Annotated in this window: 19 protein-coding genes and 1 tRNA gene; 10 read left to right on the top strand and 10 right to left on the bottom strand. The window is 43.7% G+C overall.

Going from position 1 to position 21,339, the window contains the following annotated elements; genetic code table 11:
• Positions 1–334: 334 nt before the first annotated feature.
• The 5 genes from ychF to lolB all read right to left on the bottom strand — a co-directional run bounded on the left by ychF (position 335) and on the right by lolB (position 4,910).
• Positions 335–1,426, bottom strand: coding sequence for a redox-regulated ATPase YchF (ychF, locus tag AB6C75_RS08140; RefSeq protein WP_372107528.1), 1,092 nt, complete (start codon positions 1,424–1,426; stop codon positions 335–337).
• Between the two features lie 10 nt (positions 1,427–1,436).
• Entirely contained in the window at positions 1,437–2,027 is a 591-nt protein-coding gene (gene pth / locus AB6C75_RS08135) for an aminoacyl-tRNA hydrolase (protein ID WP_010439162.1), read from the bottom strand.
• Between the two features lie 370 nt (positions 2,028–2,397).
• Positions 2,398–3,342: a ribose-phosphate pyrophosphokinase gene (locus AB6C75_RS08130; protein WP_012603389.1), complete on the bottom strand. Its 945-nt coding sequence runs from the start codon at positions 3,340–3,342 to the stop codon at positions 2,398–2,400.
• A 27-nt stretch (positions 3,343–3,369) separates the two neighbouring features.
• Entirely contained in the window at positions 3,370–4,245 is an 876-nt protein-coding gene (gene ispE / locus AB6C75_RS08125; RefSeq protein ID WP_032500305.1) for a 4-(cytidine 5'-diphospho)-2-C-methyl-D-erythritol kinase, read from the bottom strand.
• Complete coding sequence (gene lolB / locus AB6C75_RS08120) at positions 4,242–4,910, bottom strand: lipoprotein insertase outer membrane protein LolB (RefSeq protein ID WP_372107527.1); 669 nt, start codon at positions 4,908–4,910, stop codon at positions 4,242–4,244. Before lolB ends, ispE begins: the two co-directional genes overlap by 4 nt.
• Before the next feature lie 160 nt (positions 4,911–5,070).
• Between lolB and hemA the strand changes: the two genes are divergently transcribed.
• The 8 genes from hemA (at position 5,071) to ybaK (ending at position 13,448) form a co-directional block, all read left to right on the top strand.
• Complete coding sequence (hemA, locus tag AB6C75_RS08115) at positions 5,071–6,330, top strand: glutamyl-tRNA reductase (RefSeq protein WP_004736235.1); 1,260 nt, start codon at positions 5,071–5,073, stop codon at positions 6,328–6,330.
• 28 nt (positions 6,331–6,358) lie between these two features.
• Positions 6,359–7,447: a peptide chain release factor 1 gene (gene prfA / locus AB6C75_RS08110; protein ID WP_004736236.1), complete on the top strand. Its 1,089-nt coding sequence runs from the start codon at positions 6,359–6,361 to the stop codon at positions 7,445–7,447.
• A 5-nt stretch (positions 7,448–7,452) separates the two neighbouring features.
• Positions 7,453–8,325, top strand: a complete 873-nt coding sequence (prmC, locus tag AB6C75_RS08105) for a peptide chain release factor N(5)-glutamine methyltransferase (RefSeq protein WP_017076865.1) — start codon at positions 7,453–7,455, stop codon at positions 8,323–8,325.
• A 192-nt stretch (positions 8,326–8,517) separates the two neighbouring features.
• Entirely contained in the window at positions 8,518–8,901 is a 384-nt protein-coding gene (locus tag AB6C75_RS08100) for a SirB2 family protein (protein ID WP_004736238.1), read from the top strand.
• Between the two features lie 27 nt (positions 8,902–8,928).
• Positions 8,929–9,738 carry a SirB1 family protein gene (locus AB6C75_RS08095; protein WP_017084479.1) on the top strand — a complete coding sequence of 270 codons (810 nt, stop codon included), beginning with the start codon at positions 8,929–8,931 and terminating at the stop codon, positions 9,736–9,738.
• 22 nt (positions 9,739–9,760) lie between these two features.
• Positions 9,761–10,615, top strand: coding sequence for a 3-deoxy-8-phosphooctulonate synthase (gene kdsA / locus AB6C75_RS08090; protein ID WP_017076863.1), 855 nt, complete (start codon positions 9,761–9,763; stop codon positions 10,613–10,615).
• Positions 10,616–11,191: 576 nt separating this feature from the next.
• Entirely contained in the window at positions 11,192–12,856 is a 1,665-nt protein-coding gene (gene ushA / locus AB6C75_RS08085; RefSeq protein ID WP_280604258.1) for a bifunctional UDP-sugar hydrolase/5'-nucleotidase UshA, read from the top strand.
• Between the two features lie 118 nt (positions 12,857–12,974).
• Positions 12,975–13,448: a Cys-tRNA(Pro) deacylase gene (gene ybaK, locus AB6C75_RS08080; protein ID WP_372107526.1), complete on the top strand. Its 474-nt coding sequence runs from the start codon at positions 12,975–12,977 to the stop codon at positions 13,446–13,448.
• 106 nt (positions 13,449–13,554) lie between these two features.
• On the opposite strand, the gene rluF is transcribed toward ybaK, so the two are convergent.
• The 3 genes from rluF to AB6C75_RS08065 form a co-directional block, all read right to left on the bottom strand.
• A complete protein-coding gene (gene rluF, locus AB6C75_RS08075; protein WP_372107525.1) occupies positions 13,555–14,694 on the bottom strand; it encodes a 23S rRNA pseudouridine(2604) synthase RluF in 1,140 nt (379 codons plus the stop codon).
• A 177-nt stretch (positions 14,695–14,871) separates the two neighbouring features.
• Entirely contained in the window at positions 14,872–15,453 is a 582-nt protein-coding gene (smrA, locus tag AB6C75_RS08070; RefSeq protein ID WP_009848720.1) for a DNA endonuclease SmrA, read from the bottom strand.
• A 167-nt stretch (positions 15,454–15,620) separates the two neighbouring features.
• On the bottom strand, positions 15,621–15,761 hold the full coding sequence (locus tag AB6C75_RS08065) for a DUF3149 domain-containing protein (protein WP_004736246.1): 141 nt from the start codon (positions 15,759–15,761) through the stop codon (positions 15,621–15,623).
• Between the two features lie 255 nt (positions 15,762–16,016).
• On the opposite strand from AB6C75_RS08065, the gene AB6C75_RS08060 reads away from it, so the two are divergent.
• Positions 16,017–16,093, top strand: a tRNA-Pro gene (locus AB6C75_RS08060).
• A gap of 280 nt (positions 16,094–16,373) precedes the next feature.
• Here AB6C75_RS08060 and AB6C75_RS08055 read toward each other — a convergent pair.
• Entirely contained in the window at positions 16,374–16,796 is a 423-nt protein-coding gene (locus AB6C75_RS08055; protein ID WP_372107524.1) for a hypothetical protein, read from the bottom strand.
• A gap of 121 nt (positions 16,797–16,917) precedes the next feature.
• Positions 16,918–17,805: a TraB/GumN family protein gene (locus tag AB6C75_RS08050; protein ID WP_372107523.1), complete on the bottom strand. Its 888-nt coding sequence runs from the start codon at positions 17,803–17,805 to the stop codon at positions 16,918–16,920.
• Positions 17,806–18,209: 404 nt separating this feature from the next.
• Here AB6C75_RS08050 and AB6C75_RS08045 point away from each other — a divergent pair, with 404 nt between their 5' ends.
• Positions 18,210–20,864, top strand: a complete 2,655-nt coding sequence (locus tag AB6C75_RS08045; protein ID WP_372107522.1) for a beta-N-acetylhexosaminidase — start codon at positions 18,210–18,212, stop codon at positions 20,862–20,864.
• Positions 20,865–21,339: the final 475 nt, after the last annotated feature.

Here is a 21,339-nt window from a genome sequence, read left to right as displayed (position 1 = left end):
CCTGCGACCCCATCATTATGAGTGATGTGCTCTAACCAACTGAGCTAAGTAGCCATTTCCAAATTGTTGCTCATTTCGAGACGTTGCCGCTTCGTTGTGAACGGGGCGCATTATGCGGAGTTGAGTGAAACCCGTCAACTTTTTTTTTGAATAAATCACGAATAAACATCTGTTCGGTTTCTTTTTAGTCAAAGAGGCGTATTTGTCAGCAAGAAATAGGTTCAAATGCCGATATATATAGGAAGTTAAGTTTTGGATAAGAAGCTCTTTAGAAAGAGCGAAAACGAAAAAGGCCAGTGAATTCACTGGCCTTTTATTAGATGTTTATCGGTAATTAAACGTTGAAACGGAAGTGAACAACATCACCGTCTTTAACGATGTATTCTTTGCCTTCAAGACGCCATTTACCTGCATCTTTTGCTCCGCTTTCACCGCCAAATTCGATGAAATGTTCGTAGCCAACTACTTCTGCACGGATGAACCCTTTTTCGAAGTCGGTGTGGATCTTGCCTGCAGCTTGTGGCGCAGTCGCACCGACAGGGATCGTCCAAGCGCGAACTTCTTTAACACCTGCAGTGAAGTAAGTCTGAAGAGTAAGTAGTTCGTAACCAGAGCGGATCACTCGGTTAAGGCCTGGTTCTTCGATACCCATGTCTGCAAGGAACTCTTCACGATCTTCATCGTCAAGTTCAGAAAGCTCTGACTCGATTGCAGCACAAACAGCAACAACAACGTTGCTCTCTTTTTCTGCGTACTCACGAACTGCGTCTAGGTAAGGGTTGTTTTCAAAACCATCTTCAGCAACGTTTGCGATGTACATTGTTGGTTTAAGCGTTAGGAAGTTAAGGTAGTCGATCGCCGCTACTTCTTCTTTAGCAAGTTCAACAGTACGAGCCATACCACCTTCTGTCAGGATAGGTAGTAGCTTTTCAAGAACCGTAGTTTCGAATTTAGCGTCTTTATCGCCGCCTTTTGCTTTTTTAGCATTGCGGAATATTGCACGTTCACAGCTATCTAGATCGGCAAGAGCAAGCTCAAGGTTGATCACTTCGATATCTTCGATAGGTGATACTTTGCCTGAAACGTGAACGATGTTTTCGTTTTCAAAGCAGCGTACAACGTGACCGATAGCATCAGTTTCGCGGATGTTAGCTAGGAACTTGTTACCTAGACCTTCGCCTTTAGATGCGCCAGCAACTAGGCCTGCGATATCTACGAATTCCATTGTCGTTGGAAGGATCTTCTGTGGATTAACAATTTTTGCTAATGCATCTAAGCGTAGATCTGGAACCGGAACGATACCTGTGTTTGGTTCGATCGTACAAAATGGAAAGTTTGCTGCTTCGATGCCTGCTTTAGTCAGTGCGTTAAACAGAGTTGACTTACCAACGTTTGGTAGACCAACGATGCCACATTTAAAACCCATGATATAAACCTTATTCTGCTTTGAACGTATGTAAGCGATTTTGTGCTTTTGGTAGGCCATCTTTCAATAAGATGTCTAGGCTACGAACCGATTCGTCAACGACAGCCTCGATACACTCTTGCTCTTTCGCAGGAGCTTTGCCTAATACATAACCTGCAACTTTATCTTTGTGTCCTGGATGGCCAATGCCTAATCTAAGACGATAGAATTCTTTATTGTTACCCTGTTTGCTTATGATGTCTTTCAGACCATTATGTCCACCATGACCACCACCTTTTTTAAACTTACCAATACCTGGAGGGAGGTCTAACTCATCGTGAGCGACCATGATCTCTTCTGGTTTAATTTGGTAGAACTTTGCCAGTGCTGCAACTGCTTTGCCGGATAAGTTCATAAAAGTCGTTGGGATCAGCAAACGAAGATCTTCACCATGAACCATGATACGACCCGTTAGGCCAAAGAACTTTGGTTCGTTCTTCAGTGTCACGTTGTGTACACGTGCTAATTCTTCAACTACCCAAGCACCCGCATTGTGGCGAGTTTTGGCGTATTCTGGACCTGGATTAGCCAGTCCAACGAGAAGTTTTATTTGTTGGCTCAAGGTATGGATCTCTCTTGGGATTTCAAAAAGCGCCGTATGATATCACAGTTTATGAAAAAGGTGCGAGCTAGCTGATAGCAACTCAATGATTCAAACTGTGGTCAAATTCACTTTGTGGTCGTTATACCAATCGTAGTAAATAACTGGTCACCCTAGCTGGTTAAAATGCTCGATAACTGCGTTATAATTTTTGATTGTAGAATAACTACTTATCAAAAAATTACGCCTTGTTCTCAAGCTTTTTTCCTGCGCTATTTCTGAACACTTATTTACTGTGATTGGTATTGGATATAAAAAAAGCACTTCATCGAATGAAGTGCTTAATATCTTTTTCAGATTGTTCTGCTAAAGCAAAGCTATAGAGCTTTGATTAGTTGAACATCGCAGAGATAGACTCTTCGTTGCTGATACGACGAATCGCTTCAGCAAGCATGCGAGAAAGGCTTAGTTCAGTTACTTTACCTGTCGCGGCCATTTCCGGAGAAAGCTTGATTGAATCGGTAACAATAACTTGGTCTAGAACTGAATTGCGAATGTTTTCTGCAGCAGTACCAGAGAATACAGCGTGAGTTGCGTAAGCGAATACACGCTTAGCACCGCGCTCTTTAAGCGCTTCAGCTGCTTTACACAGTGTGCCACCAGTATCGATCATGTCATCAACGATAACACAGTCACGACCTTCAACATCACCGATTAGGTTCATTACTTCAGAAACGTTAGCACGTGGACGACGCTTATCAACGATAGCGATATCAACATCACCTAGCGCTTTAGCTGTAGCACGAGCACGTACAACACCACCAAGGTCTGGAGAAACCACAACTGGGTTTTCTAGGCCACGGTTAGCCATGTCTTCTAGAAGAACTGGAGTGCCGAAAATGTTATCAACAGGTACATCGAAGAAGCCTTGGATTTGCTCTGCGTGTAGGTCGATAGTCAAAACGCGGTCAACACCAACGTTAGAAAGGAAATCTGCAACAACTTTTGCAGTAATAGGCACACGAGCAGAACGTACACGACGATCTTGACGGGCATAACCGAAGTAAGGGATTACAGCAGTAATACGGCCAGCAGAAGCACGGCGCATTGCGTCAATCATTACCACCAATTCCATAAGGTTGTCATTGGTTGGTGCACAAGTTGATTGAATCAGGAATACATCGCTACCACGAACGTTTTCATTGATTTGTACAGCGACTTCGCCATCAGAAAAACGGTCTACAGTAGCATCGCCAAGAGAGATGTATAGACGATCAGCAATACGTTGGGCTAGTTCAGGTGTTGCGTTACCAGCAAATAGCTTCATATCAGGCACGGTGGAAACCTCGGGTTGCGTCCAGTTTTAAATAGATTGTGGGTGGGCTGATTGGTATTCAGCCAAAGTTTCTTTTAAAGGCGAAATGTTTCGTCCTCTCGCGACAAACGCGGAAACTGTGTCAGGCAGTTGCTCTAGCACTGATTCGGCTTCTTTTTTGCTGCTAAATTCAGCAAAAACGCATGAACCCGTACCAGTCAATCTCGACGGCGCGTATTGTAGCAGCCATGAAAGTTGCTTATCAACCTCTGGGTACAGCATTCGCACAATTTTTTCGCAATCGTTTACGTATTCTTGCTCTAGAAGCGTTGATAGTGCTCGCTTCGGCGTATTTCGAGTTAATTCTGAATGTGTGAATATGTCTACAGTTGCTATGCTCACTTGAGGTTTAACAACGAGATACCATTTCTCATCCGGATTAGCGGGTTGTAATTGTTCACCAACACCTTCAGCAAAGGCGGCGTGGCCTCGAACGAAGACCGGAACGTCTGCACCAAGCTTTAAGCCAATCTCAGCTAACTGGTCATCAGACAGGTTGAGTTGCCATAAATGGTTGAGCGCGACCAACACGGTTGCGGCATTTGAAGAGCCTCCGCCAATGCCACCTCCCATAGGAAGCACTTTCTTTAACTGAATATCCGCACCGAAAGTTGTCGATGTATATTGTTGAAGGGCAGTTGCGGCTTTCCAAATCAGGTTATCTTCTGTCGCAACGCCTGGAATTTCAGGTGTGATTGTTATCGAGCTTGTTTCTCGGTTTGCGGTAACCGTAAGTTCATCGCCAAAGTCGACAAACTGAAATAGGGTCTGAAGTTCGTGATAGCCATTATCGCGTCGGCCAGTGATATAGAGAAATAAATTCAGCTTAGCTGGCGAAGGCCAGTGCGTTGGCGTTGTTATCATTTTTTCAGTGTCCACTTCGAAACTACAATGTTGATTTTGTTCTCGTCTTGCTTGAATGACAATCGAGTAGGGAGGGGAATTGTCTCTACCTTTGCGTTGTCTTCACTAGAGTTCTTGTTGTCTTCACCAGATAATAGTTTACTCGGCATCTCTGTATTGCGATAGTTAGCAAAATTCAGGGTCCACAATTGACTGCTGACTTGTTTAGACAGAGATTCAAGCGTGTTAGTGCTGTTGAGTTGGTAGCTGTCTGCTTGGTCGGGAATGCCAAGGAACCATTGTGGTAGGTGATCAATGGGGATCTGCAATCCAGTAAGTTGCTCTACCAATACAGATGCACTTGCATGGGTGAATACTTGATCATCGTAAGTCACGACTTTTGCACCCAAACTGTCGATTGTAAGCTTCAAGGCGGTTTGACCAAGGAAAGTGGTCAGTCTTAATTGACTCTGATTTGGTGAATGCTTCCAAATGAAATTTAGGCTTTGGCGTTGCTCTGGAGAAATGTAAGCGAGCTTGCCTGAGGCTTGGTAGTTTTCTATCTGTAAAAGCCGGTCTTGGTGACTTTGCCACTCGACGCTGGTCGGTTGTTCTGGTATAGACGAGCAACCCACCATAATTATGGTTATAAAAATAAGAGACGTGATTTTACGAAGCTTGCTCATATTTGCTCACAACTTGTTCAAATTTATCTAAAAAACGTCTCAACTATAGCATTGAATTCACGAAGTCAGGAAAACAAATCCCGCTTGCTCTTTAAATAGAGCCATGCATCAAGTAAAATTCGCCCCTTGTTTCCATTCCCTGATCGAGAACTTCTGATACATGTCTTTGCTTGCCGTAGGTATCAATCACAATACAGCGTCGGTTGAATTGCGAGAAAAAGTCGCTTTTGGTCCAGATAAATTATCTGAGGCACTCAAGCAACTTAACGCAAATGCACACGTAAATGGAAGTGTCATACTTTCTACCTGTAATCGAACTGAAGTGTATTGTGACGTCAAAGGCGTGGCAAAAAACAAGCTCATCGATTGGTTGTCAGTTTTCCATCAAGTTAGCCCTGAAGAGCTAAAACCCAGCATTTATATCCATGAAGAGCAGGCTGCGATTAAACATTTAATGCGCGTAGCTTGTGGTTTGGACTCCTTGGTATTGGGTGAGCCGCAGATCTTAGGTCAGGTGAAGCAAGCTTATACGGACTCGCGAGAGAACAAATCTGTTGATGCTTCAATGGAAAAACTGTTCCAGAAATCATTTTCTGTCGCCAAGCGTGTTCGAACTGAAACTGAAATTGGCGGAAGCGCGGTGTCTGTTGCTTACGCAGCCTGTACGTTAGCTAAACACATCTTTGAGTCGATTGCCGATTCAACCGTGTTATTGGTTGGTGCGGGTGAGACGATTGAATTGGTGGCTAAACACCTTTCTGCGAATGGCTGCACTAAGATGATAGTGGCTAACCGAACTCGTGAGCGTGCTTTAGGGCTAGCTGAAGAGTTTGGTGCTGAAGTGATCAGCCTGAATGAGATTCCTGATCACCTGCATCGAGCGGATATCGTGATCAGCTCAACTGCAAGCCCGCTGCCTATTATTGGTAAGGGCATGGTAGAGACCGCACTTAAGACAAGAAAACATCAACCTATGTTGTTGGTTGATATTGCCGTTCCTCGTGATGTGGAATCTCAGGTCGGCGATCTGAATGATGCTTACCTATATTCCGTTGACGATTTGCAGTCGATCGTTGATGGCAATATTGAACAACGAAAAGTAGAAGCGATTCAAGCTGAAGCAATAGTTAGTGAAGAAAGCGCCGCGTTTATGAGTTGGATGCGTTCACTGCAAGCGGTAGACAGTATTCGTGATTACCGTAAATCGGCCAATGAAATCCGAGAAGATTTATTAAGTAAGAGTTTACAATCACTTGCCGCTGGCGGTGACCCTGAGAAAGTCTTACTTGAGCTAAGTAATAAGCTCACAAACAAATTGATCCATGCTCCAACGCGTGCACTTCAAAGTGCAGCTGAGCAAGGAGAACCTGCAAAATTAATGGTCATTAGACAGAGTTTGGGCTTAGAAAACCCTCAATAATATTCGACCTCCAACAGAATAAGACATTATGAAAGCCTCGATTCTAATAAAGCTTGAAACACTTGTTGAACGCTATGAAGAAGTTCAACATCTACTTGGTGATCCCGGTGTACTTGGGAATCAAGACAAATTCCGTGCCTTGTCAAAAGAGTATTCTCAATTAGAAGAGGTGACGGGATGCTTCAAATCATACCAGCAAGCTCAAGAAGATTTAGAAGCTGCTGAAGAGATGGCAAATGAAGACGACGCAGAAATGCGCGAAATGGCTCAAGAAGAGATCAAAGATGCGAAAGCGAACATTGAACGTCTGACTGATGAGCTGCAAATTCTTCTGATTCCAAAAGATCCAAACGATGAGCGTAACTGTTTCTTAGAGATTCGTGCCGGTGCTGGTGGTGATGAAGCGGGTATTTTTGCGGGTAACCTTTTCCGCATGTACTCTAGATTTGCCGAGAAAAAAGGTTGGCGCGTTGAGGTGATGAGCAGCAATGTTTCAGAGCAGGGCGGCTTTAAAGAGATGATCGCTAAAATCAGTGGCGACGCTGTTTATGGCACAATGAAGTTCGAGTCTGGCGGTCACCGTGTACAACGTGTACCTGAGACTGAGTCTCAAGGTCGTGTTCATACATCAGCATGTACTGTTGCGGTTATGCCTGAGATCCCAGAAGCTGATCTACCAGAAATTAAAGCGGGCGATCTTAAAATTGATACTTTCCGTGCATCTGGCGCGGGTGGTCAGCACGTTAACACCACGGATTCAGCAATCCGTATTACTCACTTGCCAACAGGTACCGTAGTAGAGTGTCAAGACGAGCGTTCTCAGCATAAAAACAAAGCGAAAGCGATGGCTGTTCTTGCGGCTCGTATCGTTCAAGCTGAAGAAGAGCGTCGTGCTGCTGCGATTTCAGATACACGTCGTAACCTATTAGGTTCTGGTGACCGTAGTGACCGTATTCGTACGTACAACTACCCTCAAGGTCGTGTTTCTGATCACCGCATCAACTTAACTATCTACCGCCTGAACGAAGTTCTGGAAGGTGATATGCAAAGCCTGCTTGATCCTGTTCTACAAGAGCACCAAGCCGATCAACTAGCAGCACTTGCTGAGCACAACTAATTACTATGCAGTCAGCATATACGGTTGAAAGTGCTTTAAAGTCAGCAATCGTACAGCTTCAAGAGGGCGATAACACATCGCCCTCCATTGATGCTGCGGTACTGCTTTGTCACGCTTTAGATAAACCTAGATCTTACCTACTGACTTGGCCTGAGAAGCATCTCACTTCAGAACAAGAATCCGAATTCCATACCCTTCTAAAACGTCGCTTAACCGGTGAGCCTGTGGCTTATATTGTTGGTGAACGTGAGTTTTGGTCGCTGCCGTTAAAAGTTTCTCCTTCTACTTTAATCCCGCGCCCGGATACCGAGCGTTTGGTTGAAGTGGCGTTAGACAAAACGTATGGCAAGCAAGGTGCGATTCTCGATTTAGGCACGGGCACAGGTGCTATCGCGTTAGCATTGGCGTCTGAGATGCCGAATCGACCAGTGACGGGTATTGATCTTCGCCCTGAAGCGCAGCAACTTGCTACAGAAAACGCTCAGCGATTAAATATCACTAACGCCACTTTTTTACACGGCAGTTGGTTTGAGCCTTTGAACTCGGTGAATTCTGAAGAAGAAGCTGTGAAGTTCTCGTTGATTGTCTCGAACCCACCTTACATTGAGAAGAACGATCCTCACTTATCTCAAGGTGACGTGCGTTTTGAACCGATTACCGCGTTAGTTGCTGAAGAGAAAGGTTTAGCTGATATTCGATACATCTCTGAAAACGCGCGCGGTTTTTTAGAAAACGAAGGCTGGCTAGCATTTGAACATGGCTATGACCAAGGCTTGGCGGTACGTGAGATAATGCAACAACTGGGCTACTTGGATGTGGTTACAGAAAAAGATTACGGTGGTAATGACCGAGTGACATTGGGTCGTTACTGTTCATAGGCTGCTGTTCATCATCTTGTGAGCAATAGATGATGAACTTGCTAAATTTATACCTTTAACCTCGACAATACACTTAACTCGATAATGCATTTAACGCGGAAATACAGAGAATTAACGCAGAAATACAGGGCATTAACGGGTATTGTTTGGCTCGTGTTAACGAAAGCACATATAAAAATATAAAGGAATACCATGTACGAAGGTTTAAAACATTTTCACCTACTAACGATTGCTATAAGCGCGCTACTTCTTTCGATTCGTTTCGCTCTGATGATGGTTAACTCACCAAAGCTTAAGCATCCTTTCTTGCAGCGTTTCCCTCATATCAATGACTCGTTGCTGCTGCTATCGGGTATTGGTTTGATTTTTATCACTGGCTTTATTCCATTTACACCAGCAGCGCCATGGTTAACCGAAAAACTAACTTGTGTTATGGCTTACATCGCACTGGGCTTCTTCGCACTTAAGTTGGGTAAAAACAAGCTATTGAGAGTTTTCTCTTTCTTTGGTGCGCTTGGCTGGTTAGCGATGGCAGGCAAAATTGCAATGACGAAGACACCAACATTTTTCGGTTAATTATCTCCTTATTTCGGTTAGTTACGTATGTACGAATTTTTTGATGAAGACTTTGACCAGCTAGAGTTAGCTGAAGGTGCATTGATCTTAAATAAAGCGATTAACCCAGAAACTCAAGACAGCTGGGCTGAGCAAGAACTGGCGAGATTGTTAAAAGACGCTGAGTTTGCTTTGGTTAATGAAACCGATGAGCAGCAGAAGTTTGAATCTTTTATTCGACTATTCTTTTACGAGTGGGGTTTTGCTGGCGATAAAGACGCTTACTTCTCATCGGAAAACGCGTTTATCGATAAAGTGCTCGAGAGAAAGAAAGGCATCCCAGTGAGTCTTGGTGCGATTTTTCTTTTTCTAGGTCGCAAGCTAGGCTTCCCTGTAGAGGGCGTCTCTTTTCCTACTCAATTCTTGCTAAAAGTGAGTTGGTACGGGCAAGCAGCCGTCTATATTAACCCTTACAACGGTGAGTATGTTGGCGTGCAAACTTTACGAGCTTGGTTAATCGGACATGATGGCCCACTCGCTAAGGTGAAAGCGGAGCACTTAGAGGTTGCCGACCACCCAACGATTATTGGTAAGTGGCTAGCGTTGCTTAAGAGTGCATTACTGCGAGAAGAGCGTTATACGCTTGCATTGAAGTGTACCGATCTTGCGTTAACCTTTGTGCCGGATGATCCGTACGAAATCCGTGACCGTGGCTTTATTTATCAGCAGCTAGACTGTCATCAAGTTGCAGCAACGGATTATCAATACTTTATCGACCAATGCCCAGATGACCCTGCATCTGAGTTACTGAAATCTCAAGTGAACGTCATGAACGAAAAGACAGTGGTTGTTCACTAATTAATAATTATTTAGAGAGAATATGATGGAACAGAAAACAGTTCACATTGGTGATATGCCAATTGCTAACGACAAGCCATTTACGCTATTTGCAGGCATGAACGTTCTTGAATCTCGCGATCTAGCAATGCAGATCTGTGAGCATTACGTGAAAGTCACAGAGAAGTTGGGCATCCCTTACGTATTTAAGGCGTCTTTCGATAAAGCAAACCGCAGCTCAGTTCACTCATACCGTGGTCCAGGTATGGAAGAAGGTCTTAAAATCTTCCAAGAACTGAAAGATACCTTTGGCGTGAAAATTATCACGGATATCCACACAGAAGCACAAGCTCAGCCTGTTGCAGATGTGGTTGATGTAATCCAGCTTCCAGCGTTTCTTGCTCGTCAAACTGACCTTGTTGAAGCGATGGCTAAGACCGGCGCTGTAATCAACGTGAAGAAGCCTCAGTTCATGAGCCCAGATCAAGTGGGTAATATCGTTGATAAGTTTGCTGAGTGTGGCAACGACAACATCATTCTTTGTGAACGTGGTTCTTGCATGGGTTATGACAACTTAGTTGTTGATATGCTTGGTTTCGGTGTAATGAAAAAATCATCAAACGGCAGCCCAATTATCTTTGATGTGACTCACGCGCTTCAAATGCGTGATCCATCAGGTGCTGCCTCTGGCGGTCGTCGTGAGCAAACCGTTGAGCTTGCTAAAGCGGGTCTTGCGACGGGTATTGCGGGTCTGTTCCTTGAGGCACACCCGAACCCTGATCAAGCACGTTGTGATGGCCCATCGGCGCTACCTCTAGATAAACTAGAGCCGTTCTTGAAGCAAATGAAAGCACTTGATGACCTTATCAAAGGCTTCGACCACATCGATATCAAATAGCTTTGGCTGGTGCTAAATAACGAGCATTAAATCGCTAATGTTAGTGAGTTTAAGTGGTTATTTAACAGCATAAGATAAACGCCCAACTCTTAGAGTTGGGCGTTTTTGTTTAACGGGACATCCGTTTAGCGAACTGAAGCCTCGGCCTATTTTGACGATGACTAAGCTATTTTTCGATGACTAAGCTGTGTAGTCGTTAGCTAACCTGTTTTTCAGAGTACTAATCAACGGCAGATGATTAATTCTTTGTTAACAGAACCTCTGATTCCCTAAGAAAGTGGTATAGGTGTGTGAGGTCTGTCCTGTTTATAGTAAATTACTGATGTTCATCACACTTTATAAGTAAACGATTGCCTGTGATGCAGGGGAAGTTTGAGTGTAATCTCATAATTTTGTTACACTTAACTGCCGATCTATGCGTGACCAATTCGACATAAATATGAAATCGTCGTGTTACATCTAGAATGTTAATTTAAGATTAGTCATGTTGAAGTCTTATTGTTCGAACTCCAGGAAAGGGGTTGCAATAGATTATAAAAAGCAGTGGATTCCCCTAAAAAGTTCAAAGGTATGACAATGAAGCAACGCCTTATTCTAAAGACAGCACTAAGTGCTGCAATCCTAGCTACTCTAGCTGGGTGTGCGTCTCAATCAACTCAAGATTGGAACCAAGACGAAACTTACAAGCTAACGGTTCTACACACTAACGACAACCATGGTCGTTTTTGGCAGAACAAATACGGTGAATACGGCATGTCTGCGCGTAAAACGCTTGTTGACCAACTTCGAGCTGAAGTTGAAGCAGAAGGCGGTAGCGTGTTGCTTCTATCTGGTGGTGACATCAACACCGGTGTGCCAGAGTCAGATCTTCAGGATGCAGAACCTGATTTCAAAGGTATGAATAAAATTGGTTACGATGCAATGGCATTGGGTAACCACGAGTTTGATAACTCATTAGACGTACTACAAAAACAGATCGACTGGGCTAACTTCCCAATGCTATCTGCAAACATCTATGATAAAGCAACAGGTGAACGCAAGTTCCAAGCTTACGAGATGTTTGAAAAGCAAGGTATCAAGATTGCGGTTATCGGTCTAACCACTGAAGATACGGCTAAAATCGGTAACCCTGAGTTTATCGCGAGCATTGATTTCCGTGACCCTAAAGAAGAAGCGAAGAAGCTGATCGCTGAACTTAAAGAAACAGAGAAGCCAGATTTAATCTTCGCTGTGACTCACATGGGTCACTACGAAAACGGCCAACGTGGTGTTAACGCTCCGGGTGATGTAGCACTAGCGCGTTACCTAAATGAAGGCGACCTCGATATGATCGTTGGTGGTCACTCTCAAGAGCCTGTATGTATGGAAGGCCCTAACGTTGCGAAGAAAAACTTCAAGCCGGGTGATGAGTGTGAACCGGACAAAAAAAATGGTACTTACATCGTTCAAGCTCACGAGTGGGGCAAGTACGTAGGCCGTGCTGATTACGAATTCCGCAACGGCGAGCTAGAACTAAAGCGCTACGATTTGGTTCCCGTAAACCTTAAGAAAAAAGTAACGGATAAGAATGGTAAGAAACAACGAGTTTTAGTTGGAGATGAAATCGCACAAGATTCAGAGCTACTTGAGTTCTTACGTCCTTTCCAAGAGCAGGGCCAAGCTCAGCTAGAAGTTCAAATTGCTGAGACAAATGGTAAGCTTGAAGGCGATCGTAACGTGGTGCGTTTCCAACAAACTAACTTAGGTCGTTTGATTGCGACTTCTCACATGGAGCGTGCACAAGCAGACTTCGCTGTGATGAATTCTGGTGGCGTTCGTGACTCAATTGAAGCGGGCAATGTCACTTACAAAGATGTACTGAAGGTACAACCTTTTGCAAACATCCTGACTTACACAGATATGACAGGTAAAGAAGTTCTAGATTACCTAAACGTTGTGGCGACGAAACCAATCGATTCTGGTGCTTACGCGCAGTTCGCTGGCATTTCAATGACAGTAGCAAACGGTGAAGTATCGAATGTCTTCATCGGTGGCAAACAGCTTCGTTTAGACGAAACATACCGTTTCACAGTGCCAAGCTTCAACGCGGCTGGTGGCGACGGTTACCCTAAACTGTCAGATCACCCTGGTTACGTGAACACAGGTTTTGTTGATGCTGAAGTACTGAAAGAGTACCTAGAAGCGAATAGCCCAGTTGACGTGAACAAGTACGCACCTTCTGGTCAAATGGTTTACAAGTAATTAAACCCAGTTGATAGAGTCAATAGGTGCTAAATTAGATTGACTCTAGCACCATGATAAATTTAACTAAAGCGACGCCTCGGCGTCGCTTTTTGTTTATCTATCGTTTGGATTTGTTATGACCCCTGCAATCAATCTCGCTAAGAAAAAGAAAATCGCTCATAGCGTGCATCAATATCACCATGATGCGAATAATATGAACTACGGATTAGAAGCCGTTGAAGCGCTTGGGCAGGATCCTAAACGTGTATTTAAAACGCTTTTGTTCTGTTTGAATGGCGTCGCTAAAGATTTAGCTGTTGCCGTTATTCCCGTTGATCAGAAGCTAAACCTGAAGCTTGCCGCAAAAGCGGCAAAAGGCAAAAAAGCAGAGATGGCGAATCCTGATATTGCTCAGAAAACCACGGGTTATGTGGTGGGTGGGATCAGCCCTCTTGGTCAAAAAAAGGCCCTGCCTACCTTTGTTCATTCCAGCGCGACAGATTTTGAAACGATATGCGTGAGTGCAGGGAAGAGAGGGTTAGAGATCGAGCTAGATCCGAAAGACTTAGTACTACTTACGCGTGGTCAGTTTGCTGAACTATGCCTGTAGCTTGTGCTTTCCATAACGATAAACGTACATGATCATAAATAAAACGCCCGCTAGACTAATCTAGCGGGCGTTTCTTTATCGACAGTCCCGTTTGAAAGGGTTCTGACTACTTTTTTAAACCTAAAGTACCACCAACACGTTTCGGTGCAGGTTTGTTCGGCCTGTTTGAATCTTGACTACGGTCTGTCGGTTTACCGCTTCGACGTTCGTTATTGTCGCGATCTGTGCGATTGCGATCCGAACGGTTTTTATCTGAATTAGAACGCTCTGAACGAGAGTTTGATTTCCAGTTTTCGGTATTGCCACCGCCACCGCTTTCACTGCTCGATGAGTTACGGCCACGCTTTGAGTTAGGCGCATGACGGAATTCATCCGCATTGTTACCGCGGTAAGTGCGAGTACGGTTCTCGTTTTGATTACGGCGCGCTGTTGAAGTTTGGTTCTCTTCACGGCTATCAAAAAGTTTCGCGTCAGTTGCTTTACGAATGCGTTGACCTTTCGCGTTCATTTTTGACGCATCTTCAGTACTTACTGAGCCTTCACACATTGCCAAGATTTCAGTAATCTCTTCGTCGCTCAGGTAGCGCCATTTTCCGTTAGGAATGCCGTCTAATGAGATGTTCATAATACGAACACGGCGAAGCTTAAATACTTCATATCCGAGCGCTTCACACATACGGCGAATTTGACGGTTAAGGCCTTGCGTTAATGTGATGCGAAACGAGAACTTGGTCTCTTTCTCTACCTTACATGGCAAGGTAACAGTATCGAGAATATGAACGCCAGCGGCCATTTGCTTCAAGAATTCCGTCGTAATTGGCTTGTCTACACGCACTACATATTCTTTCTCGTGGTTGTTACCTGCACGTAGGATTTTGTTTACGATATCGCCGTCGTTGGTCAAGAAGATAAGACCATCAGAAGGCTTATCTAGACGACCAATAGGGAATATACGCTTGTGGTGACCTATAAAGTCGACGATGTTGCCTGGAATATCACGCTCAGTCGTACAGGTGATACCTGTTGGTTTATTTAAAGCAATGTAGATCGGCTTTTCTCTTGAACGAACCGGTTTATTGTCGATCTCAACATCATCACCAGGCAAGACTTTAGTGCCCATTTCAGGGATCTTACCGTTAATAGTAACTCGGCCAGCATCAATGAGTTTGTCGGCTTCGCGGCGTGAGCAAAAACCAGTTTCACTGATGTATTTATTAAGGCGTTTAGCTTGGGATTCTTGTGACATGATATTCTCTTAGCGTTTCACAACGGAAATATAGATAAACAAAAAGCAACCTCTGAATAGTTGCTTTGAGCTGGGATTCGTTAACTGAGGACAATTTTAGCACTTGGTGTGAGTCTAGGCACGAAATATCGCTCTTGATGCAAGACCGCTATTAGCTTAATTATTTATCTCAACTTATCAACTGCTGCGCTTTTGATGGCGCTCTCTGTTCTCTAGCTTTTTGTCATTACTCTTTCTGAGCATGACATAGACCGCGCCAGTACCACCATGAAATTGCTGAGCAGAATGTACACATTGAACATCGTTAATCTGTGTTAGCCAATTTGCCACGTAGCTTTTCATCATTGCTGGTGGATTCGAACGCTCACCTTTACCGTGGACAATGATAACGGTGCGAACATCCATTCTTAAACACTGGCGTAAAAATGAGAGTACTTCGTTACGAGCGTCTTTCAGTGTTTTCCTGTGAAGGTCGAGTTTGGCTTGAATTGGATACTTGCCCAAGCGCAGCTTTTTGTATACGCCTTCTTGTACACCATCTTTCTTATAAGCAATGACATCGTCAGGTTTGATCATTGGAGAGTAGTCTAATGATAAGTAGTCTTTCTCGTCGTCAGACAGCCACATAGCGGCTTCACGCTTAGCAAGGTGAGATTCTGTGACTCGGTGTACTTTCTGGTGTTCGGCGGTGTCATGGTCGATACGTTTAACATCGCCCATCATTTCTTGGAATAGATCTAAGTCGTCATCATGAGACATAGTGTGTATCTCAAGTTGGATAAGGATAGGGTAAGTATACCTAAGTTAAGGCCGGGTTTAAAAATGAAAAAACCGGAGAAGACACTAAGTCGGCTCCGGTGCAAAGCGTTTTTACATCTACCTAAAGAAAATGATACTTAAAAGTAGATGATTTAGGCTGAGCGATTCTAGTGAGGAGATTTTTCAGTCATAACTTTGTAGATGAAGAAGCCTCCATAGAACATCATGAGACCCAGAGCCCCGAATATTACTATCATTGAAGATAGCCCCACCGCATTACCAAATAGGAGTTCTAGCCAAAAGTCCATGTGTATACCTCAAAGTTATATGACACGAGTTAGTGTATTAACTGGTGTTATCAATTCACTGATCTGGATCAATCCTGTTTCATAAGTTAAATACTTGTTGGTAACTGTGTGTTTTTCGTCACATTGGCATTTCACTTGTACGTCTTTTGTTCGAACGATTCGATATTGTAAAAAAGAGTGAAAAAAGCCCTTGCGGATAAACTCAGAATCCGTATTATACGCTTCATCGACAGGCAATCAGCCAGTTAGATATCTCGGTGAATAGCGCAGCTTGGTAGCGCATCTGGTTTGGGACCAGAGGGTCGGGGGTTCGAATCCCTCTTCACCGACCACATTAAGAAAGCCTGCTCAATGAGCAGGCTTTCGTCGTTTTAGAGCGTTGGAAATAGGATTAGAACCAAAGTGGGGTTCGCCTGATGTTCAAAATAAGATCTTCACTGCCACATTGAAGAAAGCCGTAGCACTCTCGTAATAGAGGGGGCTACGGCTTTTTTGCATTTTGGTATATGTGTCATTCCCTAGAGCGACGAAGGAGCGAGTCGGGAATCTCTTGTTGTTCTAAACATCCCGTATAGAGAAAGGATTGACTCAATAAGCCAGCCGAAAATCTGTTTACTTCACATCACACGTGATGTTCTTGATTGGCGTCTCTGAAGTAACAAAGCAAACATACGCTTCAACAGGGTTATTTCGACCAATTCGAATGTAACCCGCCTGTATTTCATCTTCGTTAAACGTCACCGAGTGAGAGTTACTCGTTTGGCCATCGTAAAAGCTCGCTTCAAATTTTCTATTCATTTGGCTCGCGATACGGTTGCGTGTCGTCGATGTAATGAACGTAATATTGGCACAGCGTATCGGTGGCTTCTCAGTGATCAGAAACTGGCCGCTTTCTTTATCTAACACACCGCCTTTTGTATCCGGTTGAATGTCTATCGCCTGAAACTGTTCGATGGTACAAGTTTCTTTAGCCGTCACTACCGTAGGCGTGAGGATCGCTAGGGCTAAAGGTAAAGCAAAGAGTACTAGTTTCATGAGAACAACACCGTATATAAAAAGAGCGAAAGATAATAACACCGTTATGGTGCGATTAAGTGTAATGATTCAGTTATTAAGTAATGGTTATATTATGAGAAGGTCATGGTATCGAATTTAGTTAGTTGTCGTCACTAGTCTCAAATTGACACCGGGCCTGTTGGCTTTGTGATTGTTGAGTGACATTGAAACCTTTCTCTTCTAACAACTGCAATAAGTTACCTTCTCCTATTAGGTGCAAGGCGCCAACCACAATTAAGTAGCTCTCTTTCGAGTCAAGTTTCCAATCATTGGCGGATAGTTTGTTTGCCCAGTCTATATTGCGATCGGTTAAAAATGCTTTCTCTAGTTCAGGTGACATCTCAGACAGCTCTGCGAAAGCTTCTAGCTTCGCTAAATCACCCGCTTTCCAGCTTTCGATTAAGCAATGAACCACACGATCAGTTTGGTCAAACTCTTCAAGGCTACTGACTAACCACTCCTTACCGTCGTCCTTTTGTTTTGTCATCAGGTCTATTTGGAATTGAAGCGGCTCTAAGTTGATAACGGGAACATCTTGGATAGTCGCTTTGTAAGCTAGCGTCGCATCAACGCCGCCGGCGGAGCCATAACCGAGTTTTTTTAACTGCTGCATCTGTATAGAAAGAGATGTCGCCCAAGGCGGTGAGCTAAGCAGTTGTTGCGTCGGCATGTCCAATGATTTTGAGATGTCGGTTAATAATCGCAGCTGTTCTTCATTGAGTACATCGGCTGTAGTGAATTTGTTGCGGGGATATACAACGTCATCAGACTTTCTGATATCCGTTTCGATAACTAAGCCATCACTGTTTTTTAGCGCGTCGGTAATTGCCGAAGGAAGTGGGTACATGCTCTCGTCTCCCACGTGCACAGAACCTAAGATAGTAAGCGTCAGATCATCCTTTTTGGCTTGCCAATAAAGAGGCTCGGCCACAGCATGTTTGGCTGAAAATGCGAGAACGAATAAAGTTACGTACCAAAATGTGCGCAAGGAAAGCTCCTATTAAAAGATATGAACTCGTTAAAATTGATTTTGACGGCGTTTTTTAACGGTTTTTTTTGAGAACAATGTCACGTTGTTTGTACGAAAAGTATAACAACACGAACAAACTCTTAAACCTTTCTCCCTATCAACAACACGATTTTATGAAATCCTTTAAAAAGATTGTGATTCATTTCTCAGTTTTTACGTCAAAATAAAAATGACGGAAGTGCCGTGGATTGTAACTTTATGATTTTAATATAATTAATTTTATCAGTGTTTTTGAGATTTGAAGCTGATCACCTTATTAACCTGATTTAATTCACGGCAAAAAATAAGCCCATATAGTTTATCTAACTTTCGAAGCGCTCCACTTTGCTTCTGACTCAATTTTAAATTTATGGGTGAATACGATGTTGAAGAGAAACTTACTATCTGTAGCGGTACTGGCTGGTTTGACGGGTTGTGCTGTAACGCAAGCACCTGAGCAACAGGTGGTTAATGCACTGGCTGATAACCTTGATGTGCAATATGAAATTCTAACCAATCACGGTGCGAATGAAGGCATGGCTTGTCAGGACCTAGGTGCTGAGTGGGCGTCATGTAATAAAGTGAACATGACTCTGACCAATGACGGTGAAGCGATTGATTCGAAAGATTGGACTATCTACTTCCATAGTATTCGCCTTATTTTAGATGTTGATAACGAACAATTTAAAATCACTCGTGTAACGGGTGACCTACACAAACTAGAACCAACAGATAAGTTCGATGGTTTTGCCGCTGGTGAAGAAGTGATTCTTCCGTTAACGAGTGAGTACTGGCAACTGTTTGAAACTGACTTTATGCCGGGTGCATTCGTAACTGCGCCAAACGCAGAACCTAAGATGATTGCTTCATTGAATACTGAAGATGTCGCGTCGTTCGTAACAGGTTTGGAAGGAAACAACCTTAAGCGTACACCTGATGACAACAATGTCATGGCGACTGCTGTTACGCGTTTCGAAAAGAATGCGGATCTAGCAACGCAAGACGTTTCAACAACGCTTTTACCAACCCCAATGTCGGTAGAAGCGGGTGAAGGTTCAGTGAGCATTGCTGGTGGTATTGCATTACCGAAAGAGGCATTCGATGCTGAGCAGTTCGCTGCAATTGAAGAACGTGCAGATGTGGTAAACGTAGATGTGAGTGGCGACCTACCTGTTAGTGTTGCCGTTGTTCCTACTCAGTTTACGGGTGATTTAGCAAAATCTGGCGCTTATGAACTAAGCATCTCGGAAGAGGGGATTGCGATTAAAGCGTTTGATAAAACAGGTGCTTTCTACGCAGTTCAGTCTATTTTTGGCCTAATAGACAGTCAGAACGCTGAATCACTACCACAACTGTCGATCAAAGATGCACCACGCTTTGATTACCGTGGTGTGATGGTGGATGTTGCTCGAAACTTCCACTCAAAAGATGCCATCCTAGCGACGCTAGATCAAATGGCTGCATACAAGATGAATAAACTTCACCTTCACTTAACGGATGATGAAGGTTGGCGTTTAGAAATCCCAGGTTTACCAGAGCTAACGGATGTAGGGTCTAATCGTTGTTTTGATTTGGAAGAGCAAAGCTGTTTACTGCCTCAGTTAGGTTCAGGTCCAACAACAGACAACTTTGGCTCTGGTTTCTTTAGTAAAGCGGATTACGTCGAGATCTTAAGCTACGCAAAAGCGCGCAGCATCGAAGTAATTCCAGAAATTGATATGCCAGCACACGCTCGTTCTGCTGTGGTATCTATGGAAGCGCGTTACACTCGCCTAATGGCGGAAGGCAAAGAAGCTGAAGCAAGTGAATATCGCTTGATGGATCCACAAGATACGTCAAACGTGACGACTATTCAGTTCTACGATAAGCACAGCTTCATCAACCCATGTATGGAATCATCGACTCGCTTTGTTGATAAAGTGATTACTGAAATTGCAGCTATGCACAATGAAGCAGGTATGCCACTAACGACTTGGCACTTTGGTGGTGATGAAGCGAAAAACATCAAGCTAGGCGCAGGCTTTCAAGATGTTGATGCTCAAGACAAAGTGGCATGGAAAGGTAACATTGAGCTAGACAAGCAAGACAAGCCATTCCAACAGTCTCCACAATGTCAGTCTTTGATTGCTGATGGTTCAGTGAGTGATTTCGGTCACCTGCCTGGCTACTTTGCAAAAGAAGTATCAAAAATTGTTGCAGACAAAGGCATTCCTCACTTCCAAGCTTGGCAAGATGGCTTGAAGTATGTGGAAGAGGGTGAATCTGGCTTCGCTACTGAAACGACTCGCGTTAACTTCTGGGACGTTCTTTACTGGGGCGGCACTTCATCAGTGTACGACTGGTCAGCGAAAGGTTATGACGTGATTGTCTCTAACCCAGATTACGTATACATGGATATGCCATACGAAGTTGACGCAGCAGAGCGAGGTTACTACTGGGCAACGCGTGCAACGGATACTCGTAAGATGTTTGGCTTCGCACCAGAAAACATGCCACAAAATGCGGAAACCTCATTAGACCGTGACGGCAATGGCTTCTCTGGTAAAGGCGAGATTGAAGCAAAACCTTTTTACGGTTTGTCGGCGCAACTTTGGTCTGAAACCGTACGTACTGATGAGCAGTATGAATACATGGTATTCCCGCGAGTTCTTGCAGCTGCAGAGCGCGCATGGCACAGAGCGGATTGGGAAAACGACTACAAAGTGGGCGTTGAGTACTCTCAAGATACCGACCTTGTAAATAAGCAGTCTTTAAACAACGACTTTAATCGCTTCGCGAATATTGTTGGTCAACGTGAACTGGCCAAGCTTGAGAAAGCGGGTATTGATTACCGACTACCAGTTCCGGGGGCAAAAGTGGTTGATGGCAAGCTAGCGATGAACGTTCAATTCCCTGGCGTAGAGCTTCAATACTCAGCGGATGGTGAAAACTGGCTAACGTATGATGAGCAGCAACGTCCATCGGTTTCTGGCGAAACTTACATCCGCTCTATCTCTGAAAGTGGCGAGAAAGTAAGTCGAGTGACTTCGGTGAAATAATCGATAAGCAACATTAATAGATGAGCTCCCTAGCTATTATCTTACTCAGATAAAAGTGGGAGCTTTTTTTTCGTCCAAACTAAGTTCGGTACATTCCTTAAACTGAAACATATAGAAATAGCCTTTGTTTATAACGTCAACAATGCACATAAGGTGAGCTTCATCGCAAAAGTGACGCACTTCTCATTCTTCTCTTCAAAAAATAAGTCCGCCATAAAAAACTATAAATCAGGTGTGATTGAAATAACTGAATCTAATTTTACGCCGTGAAATAACGTGATCTTGATCCGTTTTGATTATTGGGTTTCTTTTTTTATCTATTTTTATGTTTTTAAGTTATTGATTTGTTTGGTTTAAATAACTTTCTTTTTTTTGATGGTGAGAGAGATCACTCTGTTTGCCCTTTTATTTTGAAACGTAAATTAATTCGAGCAAGATAGATTTCATGCCAGGGAGGCTACCAATTACTCAAGCG

The sequence above is a fragment of the Vibrio sp. 10N.237.312.B06 genome, from assembly GCF_041464685.1.
Lineage (GTDB): Bacteria > Pseudomonadota > Gammaproteobacteria > Enterobacterales > Vibrionaceae > Vibrio > Vibrio tasmaniensis_A.
The sequence above is the reverse complement of the archived record's forward strand: the minus strand, read 5'-3'. Positions and strand labels throughout refer to the sequence as shown.

Bases quoted from the DNA above. Each gene is read 5' to 3' on its own strand.
- ychF (WP_372107528.1), bottom strand. From the start codon at position 1,426: ATGGGTTTTAAATGTGGCATCGTTGGTCTACCAAACGTTGGTAAGTCA.
- ispE (WP_032500305.1), bottom strand. From the start codon at position 4,245: ATGATAACAACGCCAACGCACTGGCCTTCGCCAGCTAAGCTGAATTTA.
- lolB (WP_372107527.1), bottom strand. From the start codon at position 4,910: ATGAGCAAGCTTCGTAAAATCACGTCTCTTATTTTTATAACCATAATT.
- hemA (WP_004736235.1), top strand. From the start codon at position 5,071: ATGTCTTTGCTTGCCGTAGGTATCAATCACAATACAGCGTCGGTTGAA.
- prfA (WP_004736236.1), top strand. From the start codon at position 6,359: ATGAAAGCCTCGATTCTAATAAAGCTTGAAACACTTGTTGAACGCTAT.
- prmC (WP_017076865.1), top strand. From the start codon at position 7,453: ATGCAGTCAGCATATACGGTTGAAAGTGCTTTAAAGTCAGCAATCGTA.
- AB6C75_RS08100 (WP_004736238.1), top strand. From the start codon at position 8,518: ATGTACGAAGGTTTAAAACATTTTCACCTACTAACGATTGCTATAAGC.
- AB6C75_RS08095 (WP_017084479.1), top strand. From the start codon at position 8,929: ATGTACGAATTTTTTGATGAAGACTTTGACCAGCTAGAGTTAGCTGAA.
- kdsA (WP_017076863.1), top strand. From the start codon at position 9,761: ATGATGGAACAGAAAACAGTTCACATTGGTGATATGCCAATTGCTAAC.
- ushA (WP_280604258.1), top strand. From the start codon at position 11,192: ATGAAGCAACGCCTTATTCTAAAGACAGCACTAAGTGCTGCAATCCTA.
- ybaK (WP_372107526.1), top strand. From the start codon at position 12,975: ATGACCCCTGCAATCAATCTCGCTAAGAAAAAGAAAATCGCTCATAGC.
- rluF (WP_372107525.1), bottom strand. From the start codon at position 14,694: ATGTCACAAGAATCCCAAGCTAAACGCCTTAATAAATACATCAGTGAA.
- smrA (WP_009848720.1), bottom strand. From the start codon at position 15,453: ATGTCTCATGATGACGACTTAGATCTATTCCAAGAAATGATGGGCGAT.
- AB6C75_RS08065 (WP_004736246.1), bottom strand. From the start codon at position 15,761: ATGGACTTTTGGCTAGAACTCCTATTTGGTAATGCGGTGGGGCTATCT.
- AB6C75_RS08055 (WP_372107524.1), bottom strand. From the start codon at position 16,796: ATGAAACTAGTACTCTTTGCTTTACCTTTAGCCCTAGCGATCCTCACG.
- AB6C75_RS08045 (WP_372107522.1), top strand. From the start codon at position 18,210: ATGTTGAAGAGAAACTTACTATCTGTAGCGGTACTGGCTGGTTTGACG.